This window comes from Pseudomonas cistanchae (genome assembly GCF_054483635.1).
In genome coordinates, this window is the sequence record NZ_JBTLWN010000004.1 from 272116 (window position 1) to 287662 (window position 15547).

A 15547-nucleotide genomic window follows, 5' to 3' on the forward strand; every position below is an offset into this window, starting at 1 on the left:
CTGCGAGTGCTGCCTGCCATGGAAATCAACCCGATCCTGAATAGCATCAAGGACCTGTCCGAGCGCACCCAGACAATTCGGGGGTATCTTTGACTACGATCAAAAGCATGATCGTCTTGTTGAAGTAAACCGCGAACTCGAAGACCCGAACGTCTGGAACAACCCGGAATACGCACAGAATCTGGGGCGTGAGCGCGCGTCCCTGGCGTTGATCGTCGAAACCCTCGACGACCTCGACAGCAGCCTTGGCGATTCCCGCGACCTGTTGCAAATGGCCGCCGAAGAAGACGACCAGGCTGCGGCGGACGACGTCGCCGCCGAAGTCGAGCGGCTGCGCGATATCCTCGAGAAGATGGAGTTCCGCCGCATGTTCAGCGGTGAAATGGACCCCAACAACGCCTACCTGGATATCCAGGCCGGCTCCGGCGGCACCGAAGCCCAGGACTGGGCCAACATGCTGCTGCGCATGTACCTGCGCTGGGCCGATAAGCGCGGTTTCGACGCCACCATCATGGAGCTGTCTGCCGGTGAAGTCGCCGGGATCAAGGGCGCGACCCTGCATATCAAGGGCGAGTACGCCTTTGGCTGGTTGCGTACCGAGATCGGCGTGCACCGCCTGGTGCGCAAGAGCCCGTTCGACTCCGGCAACCGTCGCCACACCTCGTTTACCGCGGTGTTCGTCTCGCCGGAAATCGATGACAACATCGAAATCGAGATCAACCCGGCCGACCTGCGCATCGATACCTACCGCTCCTCTGGCGCTGGTGGTCAGCACGTAAACACCACCGATTCGGCGGTACGTATCACCCACGTGCCGACCAATACCGTGGTCAGTTGCCAGAACGAACGTTCGCAGCACGCCAACAAAGACACCGCGATGAAGATGTTGCGTGCGCGTTTGTACGAGCAGGAAGTGCAGAAGCGCAATGCGGCTTCGCAGGTGCTGGAAGACTCCAAGTCGGATATCGGCTGGGGTCACCAGATCCGCTCCTACGTCCTCGACCAGTCGCGGATCAAGGACCTGCGTACCGGAGTCGAGCGCAGCGACTGCGTCAACGTGCTCGACGGCGACATAGACGACTATCTGGTGGCAAGCCTCAAACAGGGGCTTTAACGACACGCAATGTAGGTTGGGCTTGGCAGCGCTCCGCAGAGCTCGGCCAGGCCCAACGAGCGGCGCTGCATTTGCGTAGGACCGGCCTGGTGGCCGGATGTTGGGCATCGCTGCGCTCAGCACCAACCTACGATTATCAGGAAAGACCAAAGACCATGAGCGATCAACAACTCGACCACCACGAACTGCTGCAGGAAGAAAACAAGCTGATCGCCCAGCGCAAGGAAAAGCTTGCGGCCGTGCGCGAGCAGGGCAATGCCTTCCCGAACGATTTTCGCCGCGACAACTACTGCGCGGACCTGCAGAAGCAGTACGCCGAGAAGACCAAGGAAGAGCTGGAAGCTGCAGCCATTCCGGTCAAGGTGGCCGGGCGCATCATGCTCAACCGTGGCTCGTTCATGGTGATTCAGGACATGACCGGGCGCATCCAGGTCTACGTCAACCGCAAGACCCTGTCCGAAGAGACCCTGGCTGCGGTGAAGAGCTGGGACATGGGCGACATCATCTCCGCTGTCGGCACCCTGGCCCGTTCCGGCAAGGGCGACCTGTACGTGGAAATGACCGAAGTGCGCCTGCTGACCAAGTCGCTGCGCCCGCTGCCGGACAAGCACCACGGCCTCAGCGACACCGAGCAGCGCTACCGTCAGCGCTACGTTGACCTGATCGTCAACGAAGACGTGCGCCAGACCTTCCGCGTGCGTTCGCAAGTCATTGCGCATATCCGCAGCTTTCTCATGAAGCGTGACTTCCTCGAAGTGGAAACGCCGATGCTGCAGACCATTCCCGGTGGCGCCGCGGCCAAACCGTTCGAGACTCATCACAACGCCCTGGATATGCAGATGTTCCTGCGCATCGCACCTGAGCTGTACCTCAAGCGTCTGGTGGTTGGTGGGTTTGAAAAAGTCTTCGAGATCAACCGCAACTTCCGTAACGAAGGCGTTTCGACCCGGCACAACCCCGAGTTCACCATGTTGGAGTTCTACCAGGCCTACGCCGATTACGAAGACAACATGGACCTGACCGAGGAGCTGTTCCGCGAGTTGGCCCAGCTGGTGCTCGGCACCACCGACGTGCCGTATGGCGACAAGGTGTTCCACTTCGGCGAGCCGTTCGTGCGCCTGTCGGTGTTCGACTCGATCCTCAAGTACAACCCGGACATCACTGCTGCGGACCTCAATGACATCGATACCGCCCGCGCCATCGCCAAAAAGGCCGGTGCCAAGGTGCTCGGCTTCGAAGGCCTGGGCAAGCTGCAGGTGATGATTTTCGAAGAGCTGGTCGAGCACAAGCTGGAGCAGCCGCACTTCATTACCCAGTACCCGTTCGAGGTGTCGCCACTGGCCCGTCGCAACGACGATGATCCGAGCGTTACCGACCGCTTCGAGCTGTTTATCGGTGGCCGCGAGATCGCCAACGCCTACTCCGAGCTGAACGATGCCGAAGACCAGGCCGAGCGCTTTATGGCCCAAGTCGCGGACAAGGACGCCGGCGATGACGAAGCCATGCACTATGACGCCGACTTCGTCCGCGCCCTGGAATATGGCATGCCGCCGACCGCCGGTGAAGGCATTGGTATCGACCGCCTGGTGATGCTGCTGACCAACTCACCGTCGATTCGCGACGTGATTCTGTTCCCGCACATGCGTCCGCAGGCCTGACGGTCCTGAAGCCGCCTCCGGGCGGCTTTTTCTTGTCCGCAGGCACCGTGTCTGCAGTGCTGCCGTGACGAATTTTTTGCTGTTGCTTCGATTCAAGTCGCCGAGGAGGATCGCACCGTGACTGCCAAGCCTACCCAGGAAACCGCTACCGGCGTCGCCCATGCGCTCGCCGGAAGCGTCAAATACCAGGGCCGCAAGGCCAGCAGAGAAGGCAGCGAGCAGCGCCGTCAGGCGATTCTCGACGCTGCCATGCGCATCATCGTGCGCGAGGGCGTGCGGGCCGTACGCCACCGTGCAGTCGCCAGCGAGGCGGCGGTGCCGTTATCGGCGACCACCTATTACTTCAAGGACATCAACGTCCTGATCTCCGATACTTTCGCCCTGTTCGTCGAGCGCAGCGCCGCCTACATGGCACATTTCTGGAGCAGCACCCAGGGCGTGTTGCAGCAACAGGTCAGCCGCCTCGACGGCAGCGTTGCGGCACGCCGCCATCTGGCCAATGAAATCGCCCGGCTGGCGGTGGAGTACGTGCGTCACCAGTTGCTCAACCGCCGCGATCACCTGCTCGCCGAGCAGGCTTTCCAGCAGGAGGCGTTGCTCAACCCACGCCTGCACGGGCTGGTGCGGGCGCACCGGCGCATCGTGCTGCAGGGCGTGATGCAGTTCTTTGAAGTGCTGGGCTCGCAACAACCCGAGCAGGATGCCAAGCTATTGACGGGGATTATTGCGCGGATGGAGTATCAGGGCCTGCTCGACGGTGTCGAACACCTGGATAACGAAGATATGCTGGCCATTCTCAAGCGCTACATGCATCTGGTCCTGGGGCTCTGATGCCCTGCATGAGGATGAGCCAAGCCGACCTGCTGGCGGATAACGCGCGAACCGATTTCACAAGGAGAACCCCATGAGAGCCTGGCGCGTACTGGTCGCCTTGTCCTTCCTGCTGCTGAGTGGTTGCCTGGTTACCTTCAACGACCCAATTCCGGCCAACGAGCCCGCGCCGATTCCGCTGCTGGGCGAATGGACGCGCAAGAACGAGTGGGGCGAGCAGACCTATCTGCAGGTCAGCCGCGCCGGCTCGAACGTCTACAAGGCCAAGGCCTATGTCGACGATCCGGACAACCTCGAGAGTGTCGAAGAGTTCGGTTTCACCGTGGCCCACCATGGCCAGCGCTGGTACCTTTCAGCCGGGCTGCCGAAACGCCTAGGCGCCAATTTCGCCATCGCCGGCTTCGAACTGACGGTCGAGAACGAGCTGGTGCTGTACAACCTGGACGTCGACCGGGTGCTGCAGGAGCTGGAGCAAGGCAGCCTGGAAGGTGCAGTGGTGGACACGCCCCTGGGCGACGCCGCTCTGATCACCAGCCCGCTGGATAAGGTATTCGCTTACCTGGACGATCAGGCCAACTCGGACGTATTTATCGAAGTCGCGCGTTATCAACGCGTAGGCCAATAGAGTCAAATTGCGGGGCAATGAGGGGCCGATGAACAGTCACATAGGGTTGGACGACTATCAGCTGCGAGTACGGGCATTGTCCGACCGCATCGTCGAGGCGCAAACGCCGATTCGTATCCTGGACGCGGTGAAGTGGGACGATAGTATCCGCAACGAATTCCTCAAGCACAATGGCAAACGGCTGCCGAATGTTGATCGCGCCTATTACGAAGGTCGCCCGCTGGCCTTCGATGCACCGGCGAAAAAGCTTGAATTCCAGAACATCGAGCGCGACATCACCCGCCAGCTCGGCCAGTTCAACCCGGCCGGGCAGATCATGCGGCGCATGTGCCGCGAGTACCGCATGGTCATTCGCATGCTCGAAGCGCGCGGCACCGAAGACTTCGGGCTGATTTCCCAGGAGCTGTATGGCGCCGCCTCGGACGCCTTCCATTCCGGTGACCCGACGCTGGCTGACCTGGGGATGATGTTCTCCGACTTTCTCAATAACATCGCAAATCGCGGCGACCTCAAGGACGAACCAAAAACCCTGACCGCCAAGCATGCGGTCGAATTGCTGCAAAGCCGCTTGAACAAGGTGTTCGGCGAAGCGGAGGGCACCATCAGGGTGTTCGAGTCCGACGGTATCCTCGCTGACGCTGCAGCGGGTGCGGACTACATCAAGATCCGCAGCGATGCCATGTTCAACGACCGCGATGTTAAGGCGCTGGAGGTTCATGAGGGCCTGGTGCACGTCGCGACCACCTTGAATGGCCTCAATCAGCCGGTGTGCACCTTCCTCGCCAAAGGTCCGCCTTCGTCGACCGTGACCCAGGAAGGCCTGGCGATCCTCATGGAAGTGATCGCCTTCGCCTCCTATCCGACCCGCCTGCGCAAGCTCACCAACCGCACCCGCGCGATCCACATGGCGGAGGAGGGCGCTGATTTCCTCCAGGTGTTCGATTTCTACCGCGAGCAGGGCTTCAGCCAGGAAGAAAGCTACAGCAACGCCAACCGGGTATTTCGTGGCTCTACGCCCACCGGGATGCCTTTCACCAAGGACCTGTCCTACCTGAAAGGTTTCATCATGGTTTACAACTACATCCAGCTCGCCGTGCGCAAAGGTAAGCTGGAGCAGATTCCCCTGCTGTTCTGCGGCAAAACCACCCTCGAAGACATGCGTACCCTGCGCCGTCTGGTCGATGAAGGCTTGGTCGTTGCGCCCAAGTACCTGCCGCCGCAGTTCAGCGACCTGAATTCGCTGTCGGCGTGGATGTGTTTTTCCAACTTCCTGAACCATTTGAGTTTGGATCGAATCGAAGCCGACTACGCCAATATCCTCTAGGAGCTACTGCGCTCGGTCATGCGGCGTTGCCCACGACCTGAAAAATGCTCATTTACAGTCGTAAACTCCGCTTTTTCAGATCGTGCGCGCCTGGCCTGACCTTCGCTCGTGACGCTCCTAGCCCTTCAATAGGTTAATCGTAGCCCGGATGCAATCCGGGGCGATTTTCCCGCATTGCCAGGAGCTCCCCATGCCCAGCCATCAACTCGAATACGAAATCCTCGGTGCGTCGGCGCAAAGCGTCGAGATCATTCTCGATCCGGGCGAGACTGTCATCGCCGAGGCCGGGGTGATGAATTACATGAGCGACGGCGTGCGTTTCGAAACGCGCATGGGCGACGGCTCCGCCAGCGGCGTGCTGGGCAAGCTGTGGGGGGTCGGCAAGCGCATGCTGACGGGCGAGTCGCTGTTCATGACGCATTTCTCCAATGGCGGGAAAAGCCAGGCGCGGGTGGCGTTCGCCGCGCCTTATCCAGGCACTGTAGTGCCGATCGATCTCAAGCAGATCGGCGGCACCCTGATCTGTCAGAAGGATGCCTTTCTCTGCGCCGCGTACGGCACGGCCCTGGGCATCAGTTTCAACAAACGCCTGGGCGCCGGGTTCTTCGGCGGCGAAGGCTTCATCCTGCAAAAGCTCGATGGCGATGGCCTTGCCTTCGTGCATGCCGGCGGCACAGTGATCCGCAAGGAGCTGAACAACGAGACGCTGCGACTCGACACCGGTTGCCTGGTGGGTTTCACCGCGGGCATCGATTACGACATCGCCCTGGCTGGCGGGCTGAAAAGCATGCTGTTCGGCGGCGAGGGGATTCTTCTGGCGACGCTCAAGGGCACCGGCACGGTATGGATTCAGAGCCTGCCGTTCTCGCGTTTGGCGGAGCGGGTGTACGAAGCCACGTTCAAGGCGCGTGAAGAAGTACGCGCCGGCGGCAAGAAGTAGCGCGCGCCGCAGTCAGACTTCGCGACACTTTGCCGCTGGCGCGGCGGGGCGATCTGGGTATCATCCGCCGTTGTCCGCGTATGCCGCCTACTGCGAGTGCCCTTATGAGCGAATTGAACCCAATCCCCCTGATCCTGACCGGTGTCGCCAGCGTCTGCGCCACGGTGGCGGTGCTGGGCTATTACGGCTACCTGCACATCGCCAAGCCGGAAGACGCCCTGCTGTTGTCCGAATTCACCATGCTCAAGACCGTGCCCGGTGAGGACTACAAGGTGACGCTGAAGCCTGCCAGCCAGGTTGCCCAGTGCATCGACGGCATCCTGGTGATGTTCGACCTGGAGCAGAAGGGTCTCAGCGGCGTGCTGGTCGACAGCCGCAAGCAGGCCGTACGTTGCAATAGCGAGGGCGGCGAGTAACTCTTCACAATTCACACATGCATAAAAAAGCCCCTTCATCAGGGGCTTTTTTATCGCGCTGGATCAGTAGGCGCTGGCGGCGGAGCGTGGCGCTACCGGCTGGTTGTCGTGGGAGATCGTTACTTCAACCCGACGGTTCATCGCCCGACCTGCTGCGGAGTCGTTGCTCGATACTGGGTACTGTTTGCCGTAACCCTGGGAGACGATGCGCTCCGGGCCGACCCCTGCTTTTACCAGCGCCATACGTACCGAGTTGGCGCGGCGCTCGGACAGGCTCAGGTTGTACGCATCCGAGCCGGTGCTGTCGGTATAGCCTTCGACGATCACCTTGCGGTCAGGATTTTCCTGAAGGAATGCGGCGAGGCTGCTGATGCTGCCCATGGCACCTGGCTTCAGCTCTGCACGATCAAGATCGAACAGCACATCGCCGAAGGTCACCAGGGTGCCGCGTTCCGTCTGCTTGGCATTCAGGCGCTCCTGCAGGCGTTTGATCTGCGCGTCACGGCCTTCCAGGCGAGCCTGGGCGCGCTGAGCAGCCATCTTGCTCAGGTTTTCTTCAGCGGTGCGCAGGTCAATGGTTTCCTTGGCCACTTCAATGCGCTGGTTGGCGAGGTAGGCCAGTTGGTCGACGCGACGTTCATCGGCACTTTCGCGATAGGCAGCCTCGGCCTTTTCTAGCATTTCGCTGGCTTCCTTGGTTTCCAAAGCAGCTACCTTGCTCGCCTGCGGATCGGTCTGCAGCGTGGAGAAGTTGCTGCGGGCCTGTTCCAGATTCACGTTTGGCTGCGATGAGCACGCAGCGAGGCCGACGCTCAGAGCCAGCAGGGCGGGGATCATTATTTGATTACGCATGGGGGTCATCCTTTATCAGTTAGCGGGTGGTCGGTCTGCAGGTTCAGCTCAGGGCGTCGGGCTGACTGCCGGCTGGATTGCGCGCTGACTTTCCTCTCGCAGTTCCTGAACGCCAGCCTGAGCGTCCTGCACAGCCTTTTCGGCTTTGGCGGCTTCTGCTTTACGCTCTGCCAGGCGGGCGTCCCATTCGGCCTGTTCGGCCAAGCGCTTGGCTTCTTCGTAATTTTCTTCGTGCATCTGCAGCTCGGCTTTCTGCAACTTGTCCTGAGCGGCTTTCATTTCCACGGCGGCGAATTCCGTCGCACCGGCACTTACCGCGCGATTGACGGCCGATTCGGTAACAGCCATCTGCTCGCTCGGAGGATTACCCGCGCAGCCAACCAGTAGCAGGCTGCTGCCGATGGCCAGTGCGGCCAGTTTCCAGGCCGGTAGATGGGTGCGTTGCTGTAGGGCGGTGTTGATGATCATGGTGTTCAACTCCATTGGTAATTTCCCGGATGTATTTGGCTCCCATGATGGTCACCAGCCAGCGCCTTGACCGAAGCCGTGAGGGCGTTCGCGCCTGCAATACATGCAATCTGCAGCGCCGTTCAGTCAGCGTGGCATGGTTTTGAGAGTCGGACGGACGGCGAAACGTTCATAAAAAATGACAGCGCGGCGAAGCCGGTTCAGGATTCATTGGCTGAAAGATCGACAAGCGTATTTTTTACTGAACGATGCGCGTGGGAGAAAGTCCGAGGCGCGGATTTACTGCGACATCCGGCCTTGAGCTCAGATGGAGGCGGACACAGCCAGGTTTATTCGGGCTGTGTAGTGAGCCGATGCAGGTGGGTGCGCGCCAGGCTGAGAAAACGCGGCGTCGGACCGATGTCCTCGTACAGCGGGTTGCCCAGTTCATCGGTACCGACCACCCGGTTGCCCTGCACATAGGGCAGGCTGGCTTCCAGTTCGATCAGCGCGGCGCCCAGCAGCTCACCGACCAATTGCTCGACGTTGCGTTTGGGATACATCTGCGCCAAGGCTTCGAGTCGCGCAGCTGACTCCACATCTAAATGAATGTGGTGACGCGTGGGCATCAGAGGCCCCTTGGCATGTTTTTCCCAGGCAGTGATCAGTTCGCGAATCTTCATAGTCGGCATCCCAAAGCGGCCGTTTGAGGGGTGGGAATGGCCGCTATCATCCAGCCTAGACCGCCTTGACTGGCGCTGCAGGTTGGCGTCGCGCCCTTGTAAGAAGTTGCCGCGCTGGGCACTCTTGAAGCGCGAGCACTCACGGAGGCATCAGCCATGGCGGAAATTGACGCGCGTTTGCGCGAAGACGTGCACCAGCTCGGCGAGCTGCTGGGCAATACCATCAGCGATCACCGCGGCGCCGATTTTCTCGACAAGATCGAGCGCATTCGCAAGGCCGCGAAAGGCGCCCGCAAGGGCTCGGTAGCCGGCGCCAAGCAGCTTGGCGCAACCCTCGATCAGCTTGCAGACGACGAGCTGCTGCCAGTGGCGCGGGCCTTCAACCAGTTTCTCAACCTGGCCAACATCGCCGAGCAATACCACCGCGTGCGCCGCCGCGCCGTCGGCGAGGCGGAACCGTTTGAAGCCAATGTATTGGTCGACGTGCTGCAGCGCTTGCTAGCGGCGGGGCAGGGGCGCGAGAGCCTGGCGCGCCAGTTCGGCCGGCTGGACATCGAGCTGGTGCTGACCGCCCACCCAACTGAGGTGGCGCGCCGCACCCTGATTCAGAAGTACGACGCGATTGCCGAGCAGCTCGCCGCCGGTGACCACGCTGATCTGTCGCAGGCCGAGCGCGAGCAGGTGCGCCAGCAGTTGCAGCGGCTGATCGCCGAGGCTTGGCATACCGAGGAAATCCGCCGCAGCCGGCCCAGCCCGGTGGATGAGGCGAAGTGGGGCTTTGCCGTCATCGAGCATTCGTTGTGGCATGCGCTGCCCAACGTGCTGCGCAAGGCCGACCAGGCGCTGCATGCCGCGACGGGCCTGCACCTGCCGTTGGAAGCTGCGCCGATCCGCTTCGCGTCATGGATGGGGGGCGATCGCGACGGCAACCCCAACGTCACCGCCGCCGTGACCCGTGAAGTATTGCTGCTGGCCCGCTGGATGGCGGCCGATCTTTACCTGCGCGATATCGATCAACTGGCCGCGGCCTTGTCCATGCAGCAGGCCAATGCCGAATTGCGTGCGCAGGTAGGCGACAGTGCGGAACCCTACCGCGCGCTGCTCAAGCAATTGCGTGAACGCCTGCGTGCTACCCGCAGCTGGGCCCAGGCGGCGCTGCGCGAGGCAGTGGAGCCACCGCCTGCGGTGTTGCATGACAACCGTGAGCTGCTTGCACCGCTGGAGTGTTGCTATCAGTCGCTGCACGACTGCGGCATGGGCGTGATCGCCGAAGGGCCGCTGCTCGATTGCCTGCGCCGTGCCGCGACATTCGGCTTGTTCCTGGTGCGGCTGGACGTGCGGCAGGATTCCACGCGTCACAGCGAGGCCATGAGCGAGATCACCGACTACCTCGGCCTTGGCCGCTATGCCGATTGGGACGAAGACGCGCGTGTGGCGTTTCTGCTGCGCGAGCTGGAAAGCCGGCGACCACTGCTGCCGGGGCATTTCAAGCCGAGCGGCGAAACCGAAGAGGTGCTGGCGACCTGCCGTGAGGTGGCCGCTGCGCCAGCCGCGTCCCTAGGCTCTTACGTGATCTCCATGGCTGGCGCTGCCTCGGACGTCCTCGCGGTGCAGCTGCTGCTCAAGGAGGCGGGCCTGCAACGGCCAATGCGCGTGGTGCCGCTGTTCGAGACCCTCAGCGACCTCGACAACGCCGGCCCGGTGATCGCACGTCTGCTCGGTTTGCATGGTTACCGGGCGCGACTGCATGGCCCGCAGGAAGTCATGATCGGCTATTCCGACTCGGCCAAGGACGCGGGTACTACCGCAGCGGCCTGGGCCCAGTACCGTGCGCAGGAGGTGCTGGTGCAGATCTGCCGCGAGCATCAGGTCGAGCTGCTGCTGTTCCACGGCCGTGGCGGTACGGTAGGGCGGGGCGGCGGTCCGGCCCATGCGGCGATTCTGTCGCAACCGCCAGGCTCGGTGGCCGGGCGTTTCCGCACAACCGAACAGGGCGAAATGATCCGCTTCAAGTTCGGCTTGCCGGATATTGCTGAACAGAACCTCAATCTGTACCTCGCCGCCGTGCTCGAAGCCACGCTGTTACCGCCGCCGACGCCGGAACCGGCTTGGCGTGAAATGATGGACAAGCTGGCCAGCGACGGCGTCACCGCTTACCGCGGCGTGGTGCGCGAGCACCCGCAGTTTGTCGAGTATTTTCGCCAGGCCACGCCGGAGCAGGAGCTGGGCCGTCTGCCGCTCGGTAGTCGCCCGGCCAAGCGCCGTGAAGGCGGTGTGGAAAGTCTGCGGGCGATTCCCTGGATATTCGCCTGGACCCAGACCCGGCTGATGCTGCCGGCCTGGCTTGGCTGGGAATACGCACTGTGCAATGCGCTCAAGCGCGGCGAGGGCGAGTTGCTGGGGCAGATGCGCGAGTACTGGCCGTTCTTCCGCACCCGCATCGACATGCTCGAGATGGTGCTGGCCAAGGCTGACATCACCATCGCACGGCTTTATGACGAGCGCCTGGTGGAGGCAGGACTGCACCCTCTGGGCGAGCATTTACGCGACCTATTGTCGCAGGCCATCGGTGCCGTGCTGGGCTTGACCGGGCAGTCCCAGCTGCTTGCGCACAGCCCGGAGACCCTGGAATCGATCAGCGTGCGCAACACCTATCTTGATCCCCTGCACCTGCTTCAGGCCGAGTTGCTGGCGCGCTCGCGGCAGCGCGAAATCCAAGCGGAGAGCCCTCTGGAACAGGCCTTGTTGGTCAGCGTGGCCGGTATTGCGGCAGGTTTGCGCAATACCGGCTAACGTCAGTGCGGGCCGACCCACAGCGCCGCACAAGCGGCGAAAGCCCTATGCCTACTGGGCTGGGAATGGTTCGCGGGGTAGGCGCCTATCAGACTTTTGGTGGCTTGTGCGGTGGGGGTGCGCTGTGTATCTTGATCGGCCTTTTGACGGTCTGGCACCCACGTGCAGCGCTGTCCGAACCATTCAGAGATTGGCCCCACGAGGCGAATCCGACGGTTTCTACTTTTAATTGAGGAGCACATCGATGCGCGTGATTCTGCTGGGTGCGCCCGGTGCCGGAAAAGGTACCCAGGCTGGTTTCATCACCAAGAAGTTTGGTATTCCGCAAATCTCCACCGGTGACATGCTGCGTGCCGCGGTCAAGGCCGGCACCGAACTCGGCTTGGTCGCCAAAAGCATCATGGACAGCGGCGGCCTGGTTTCCGACGACCTGATCATCAACCTGGTCAAGGAACGCATCGCCCAGCCCGACTGCGCCAATGGTTTCCTCTTCGACGGTTTCCCGCGCACCATTCCCCAGGCTGAAGCGCTCAAAGAAGCCGGCGTGAACATCGACCACGTGGTCGAGATCGCCGTCGACGACGAAGAAATCGTCAGCCGCATTGCCGGTCGCCGCGTGCATCCGGGCTCCGGCCGCGTCTACCACACCGAACACAATCCGCCGAAGGTTGCCGGTCAGGACGACGAAAGTGGCGAGGCGCTGATTCAGCGTGAAGACGACAAGGAAGAAACCGTGCGTCATCGCCTATCGGTCTACCATTCGCAGACCAAGCCGCTGGTGGACTTCTACCAGAAGCTCGCAGCAGCCAATGGCACGCCGAAATACAGCGCGATCGCCGGTGTCGGCTCGGTGGATCAGATCACCGCCAAGGTGCTCGCCGCACTGAGCTGATCCTGGGTGTCGCTGCCAATGGCCCGCTTGCGGGCCATTGGCGTTTCTACGGTGGGTTGCCAGCCGTGGAAACTGGCAAAAAGACCGGCAAACCGTTTTAATGCCCGCCCGTTTGTCGCACCTGTGTGAACCCCGATGACCACTCTGTTGGCCCTGGATACCGCCACCGAAGCCTGCTCAGTCGCATTGCTGCACGAGGGCGAGCTGATCAGTCACTACGAAGTGATTCCGCGCCTGCACGCGCAGCGGCTGCTACCGATGATCCAGCAGTTACTGGCACGCGCCGGTGTGCCGCTCTCAGCACTGGATGCGATTGCCTTCGGCCGCGGCCCCGGTGCCTTTACGGGCGTGCGTATCGCGGTCGGGGTGGTGCAGGGGCTGGCGTTCGCCTTGGATCGGCCGGTGCTGCCGGTATCCAACCTGGCGGTACTGGCCCAGCGAGCATTGCGCGAGCAACAGGCGAGTCAGGTCGCGGCTGCCATCGATGCGCGCATGGACGAGGTGTACTGGGGTTGCTATCGCGCTGAAGCAGGCGAGATGCGTCTGCAGGGTATCGAGGCGGTGTTGCCGCCCGAACAGGTCAGCCTGCCACGCGGAGCCGAAGGCGAATGGTTCGGCGCCGGTACGGGCTGGGGCACGTTTGCTGCGCGCATGCCGGTCGCCTTAGCCGCGCAGGATGCCGCGCTGTTGCCCCACGCCGAGGACCTGCTGAAGCTGGCCGGTTTCGCCTGGGCGCGTGGCGAGGCGGTCGTCGCTGATGAGGCGCAGCCGGTGTACCTGCGCGACAAGGTCGCCACCCCGAAACAGCCGCTGTAAGCGCGCGATTGCGTACCACCGATTTTCCGTTCGCGATCGTCTACCACGCCTTCTGTCGCGCGCTTGCTCTGGCGCATTGCCAAGGCAGGTCGTGGCGGCTAAATTGCCACTACTTTCACCCCCAGTTGGCTTACGCCGAGCAGTAGCTGATGCGGATCGACGCCTCCATACCTTCCTTTGCGCCAGATCGCGGCCCCCGTTCGGGGACGGCGGTCACGCCTTATCGCGAGGCTCAACGTGAGGTAGAGGCGCGTCGCGAGCAGCCGGTTTCACCAGCGGGGAGCCAGGGCTTCGAACAAACCCCTCAACTGCGCCGCGTGCAGGCGTCCAGCTCCAGTGCCGACAGCTTGCCGGTGCGCGTGCAGGACCTCGACTACCAACCCGCTGTCAGCAACCGCGCCGCCCAGGCCATTGCCAGTTACAGCTCGACTGCCGCATTCGCCAGCGCTGTGGATGCCCAGGAAGTATTGGGTCTGGATCTGTACGCGTAACCATTTCGGTACTTCATGCTTCCCTACTATCTAGGCTGCCCGTCGTGGAGTGCGCCAAGCTGGCGCGGTGTCGTTTACCCGCAGGCGGCGCCAGCAGGGGAATTTCTCGCTCACTACGCCAGCGTTTTCAATGCCGTGGAAGGCAACACCACGTTCTACGCGCAACCGTCCGCCGATACCGTGGCGCGCTGGGCCACGGCCATGCCCGCAGGTTTTCGCTTCTGCGCGAAGCTCCCGAGAACCGTCAGCCACTCCGCCGATCTGCGCGAGCAGCTTGCCGCGAGCGACGACTTTCGCCGCCTGCTGTCACCGCTGGGCGCGCGGGTGGCGCCATTCTGGCTGCAGCTGCCTGCCAGTTTCACCCCGCAGCGGCTGGCCGAGTTGCGCGCATTTATCGACCATTGGGGCGACGGGAACTTGGCCGTCGAGGTGCGTCACCCTGCATTCTTCGTCAGAGCCGAGGAGGAGCGGGCGCTGAACCGGCTGTTGCTTGAGCGCGGCATCGAGCGCATCTGCCTGGATTCGCGGGGGTTGTTCAGCTGCACCTCCCAGGCGACGGCCGTGCTGGACGCGCAATCCAAGAAACCACGCTTGCCACCGCGCCCCACCGCTTTCAGCCAGGCCCCGCAGCTGCGCTTTGTCGGCCATCCCGAGTTGGCCGCCAATGACCCGTTCATGGCGCCATGGCTGGATAAGGTCGCCGCCTGGATCGAAGAAGGGCGTATGCCTTATGTGTTTCTGCATACGTCGGACAATCAGCTCGCCCCGCAGCTGGCCCGGCGTTTTCACCAGCAGTTGAGCGAACGGTTGCCCGGTTTGCCGGCGCTTGCGCAGCCGGTGAGCGAACCTGAGGTCGAGCAGCTCGGGCTGCTTTGATAAAGTGGGCGCCCGATACGCTCGCAGCCCGATTTTCTATGACGTTGTTTCGCGGTTTTCTCCTGTTGTGCGTGTTGCTCGCCGGTGTATTGCTGACGGTGTGGCGTGGTGTGCTCGATGTGCCGCCCCGCTGGAATCCATGGGCACCGCTGGATATCCGCGAGACGCCAAACCTGCTGACGTCCTTCAAACTCTGGCGTCTGCAGGAAGACCCCGCGCTGTGCCAGCAAGCGCTGGCCACCTCTCCGCTGCGGTTTACCCCGCTTGCCGACAGCAACCCGAGCGCCGATTGTCCGTTGCACAACACCGTGCGCGTGCAGGGCTCGGGGGTGCGCTTCAGCAGCAGTTTCATGGCCAGCTGCCCACTCGCCACCGCGTTTGCCCTGTTCGAGCGGCACGGTTTGCAACCTGCGGCGATGGCGGTATTCGGCCAGCCGGTGACCCAGGTCGATCACGTAGGCAGCTTCGCCTGCCGTTCCATCGCCGGCAGCCAGCGGCGCAGCCAGCATGCCACTGCCAATGCGCTGGACATCGTTGGCTTTCGGCTGCAGGACGGGCGACGCATCAGCGTGCTGCGCGACTGGCCCAAAGAGGGGGCTAACGGCGAGTTTCTGCGCCAGGTGCAACAGGCCGCATGCGCCAGTTTCAACACCACCCTCGGGCCTGAATACAATGCGGCCCACCGCGACCATTTCCACGTGGACATGGGCCTGTTTCGTATGTGCCGCTGAGCCTTCACAGGTACAGGGTAGAGGCGTTCGCTGCGGCTGACGGCTGATAATTTCTGAG

General features: G+C 62.3%; 16 protein-coding genes. 13 read left to right on the forward strand and 3 right to left on the reverse strand.

All coding sequences use genetic code 11. The features are described 5' to 3' along the window. Window positions 1-18 precede the first annotated feature (18 nt). From prfB to ACX0MV_RS13675, 7 genes are all read left to right on the forward strand, one after another. A protein-coding gene (prfB, locus tag ACX0MV_RS13645; protein ID WP_458983057.1) for a peptide chain release factor 2 occupies window positions 19-1114 on the forward strand; the annotation gives its coding sequence in 2 pieces (ribosomal slippage) (window positions 19-90 and window positions 92-1114; 1095 coding nt in all). Between the two features lie 155 nt (window positions 1115-1269). Further along, window positions 1270-2772 (forward strand): lysine--tRNA ligase, encoded by a 1503-nt coding sequence (gene lysS, locus ACX0MV_RS13650; protein ID WP_458983058.1) that lies wholly within the window; start codon window positions 1270-1272, stop codon window positions 2770-2772. Window positions 2773-2889: 117 nt separating this feature from the next. Then, window positions 2890-3603 (forward strand): TetR/AcrR family transcriptional regulator, encoded by a 714-nt coding sequence (locus ACX0MV_RS13655; RefSeq protein ID WP_458983059.1) that lies wholly within the window; start codon window positions 2890-2892, stop codon window positions 3601-3603. A 73-nt stretch (window positions 3604-3676) separates the two neighbouring features. Next, complete coding sequence (locus tag ACX0MV_RS13660; protein ID WP_458983060.1) at window positions 3677-4228, forward strand: hypothetical protein; 552 nt, start codon at window positions 3677-3679, stop codon at window positions 4226-4228. 28 nt (window positions 4229-4256) lie between these two features. Beyond that, the gene (locus ACX0MV_RS13665; RefSeq protein WP_458983061.1) at window positions 4257-5552 is read left to right on the forward strand and encodes a flavohemoglobin expression-modulating QEGLA motif protein; all 1296 of its coding nucleotides are present in this window, start codon (window positions 4257-4259) and stop codon (window positions 5550-5552) included. A 190-nt stretch (window positions 5553-5742) separates the two neighbouring features. Then, window positions 5743-6492, forward strand: a complete 750-nt coding sequence (locus tag ACX0MV_RS13670; protein ID WP_458983062.1) for a TIGR00266 family protein — start codon at window positions 5743-5745, stop codon at window positions 6490-6492. A gap of 104 nt (window positions 6493-6596) precedes the next feature. Next, complete coding sequence (locus ACX0MV_RS13675; RefSeq protein WP_458983063.1) at window positions 6597-6908, forward strand: PA3694 family proteiin; 312 nt, start codon at window positions 6597-6599, stop codon at window positions 6906-6908. 63 nt (window positions 6909-6971) lie between these two features. Here ACX0MV_RS13675 and lptF read toward each other — a convergent pair whose 3' ends face one another. The 3 genes from lptF to ACX0MV_RS13690 form a co-directional block, all read right to left on the reverse strand. Then, a complete protein-coding gene (lptF, locus tag ACX0MV_RS13680; RefSeq protein ID WP_458983064.1) occupies window positions 6972-7760 on the reverse strand; it encodes a lipotoxin F family OmpA-related lipoprotein LptF in 789 nt (262 codons plus the stop codon). Window positions 7761-7808: 48 nt separating this feature from the next. After that, complete coding sequence (locus ACX0MV_RS13685) at window positions 7809-8243, reverse strand: DUF4398 domain-containing protein (protein ID WP_458983065.1); 435 nt, start codon at window positions 8241-8243, stop codon at window positions 7809-7811. Window positions 8244-8557: 314 nt separating this feature from the next. After that, complete coding sequence (locus ACX0MV_RS13690; RefSeq protein WP_458983066.1) at window positions 8558-8890, reverse strand: pilin assembly protein; 333 nt, start codon at window positions 8888-8890, stop codon at window positions 8558-8560. Between the two features lie 156 nt (window positions 8891-9046). Between ACX0MV_RS13690 and ppc the strand changes: the two genes are divergently transcribed. The 6 genes from ppc (at window position 9047) to ACX0MV_RS13720 (ending at window position 15489) form a co-directional block, all read left to right on the forward strand. Further along, window positions 9047-11683, forward strand: coding sequence for a phosphoenolpyruvate carboxylase (ppc, locus tag ACX0MV_RS13695; RefSeq protein WP_458983067.1), 2637 nt, complete (start codon window positions 9047-9049; stop codon window positions 11681-11683). Window positions 11684-11927: 244 nt separating this feature from the next. After that, window positions 11928-12575 (forward strand): adenylate kinase, encoded by a 648-nt coding sequence (adk, locus tag ACX0MV_RS13700; protein WP_458983068.1) that lies wholly within the window; start codon window positions 11928-11930, stop codon window positions 12573-12575. 135 nt (window positions 12576-12710) lie between these two features. Next, the gene (gene tsaB / locus ACX0MV_RS13705) at window positions 12711-13391 is read left to right on the forward strand and encodes a tRNA (adenosine(37)-N6)-threonylcarbamoyltransferase complex dimerization subunit type 1 TsaB (protein WP_458983069.1); all 681 of its coding nucleotides are present in this window, start codon (window positions 12711-12713) and stop codon (window positions 13389-13391) included. Window positions 13392-13540: 149 nt separating this feature from the next. Then, a complete protein-coding gene (locus ACX0MV_RS13710; RefSeq protein ID WP_458983070.1) occupies window positions 13541-13882 on the forward strand; it encodes a hypothetical protein in 342 nt (113 codons plus the stop codon). Window positions 13883-13897: 15 nt separating this feature from the next. Next, complete coding sequence (locus ACX0MV_RS13715) at window positions 13898-14758, forward strand: DUF72 domain-containing protein (RefSeq protein WP_458983071.1); 861 nt, start codon at window positions 13898-13900, stop codon at window positions 14756-14758. Window positions 14759-14796: 38 nt separating this feature from the next. After that, window positions 14797-15489, forward strand: coding sequence for an extensin-like domain-containing protein (locus ACX0MV_RS13720; RefSeq protein ID WP_458983072.1), 693 nt, complete (start codon window positions 14797-14799; stop codon window positions 15487-15489). The last annotated feature ends 58 nt before the right edge of the window (window positions 15490-15547 follow it).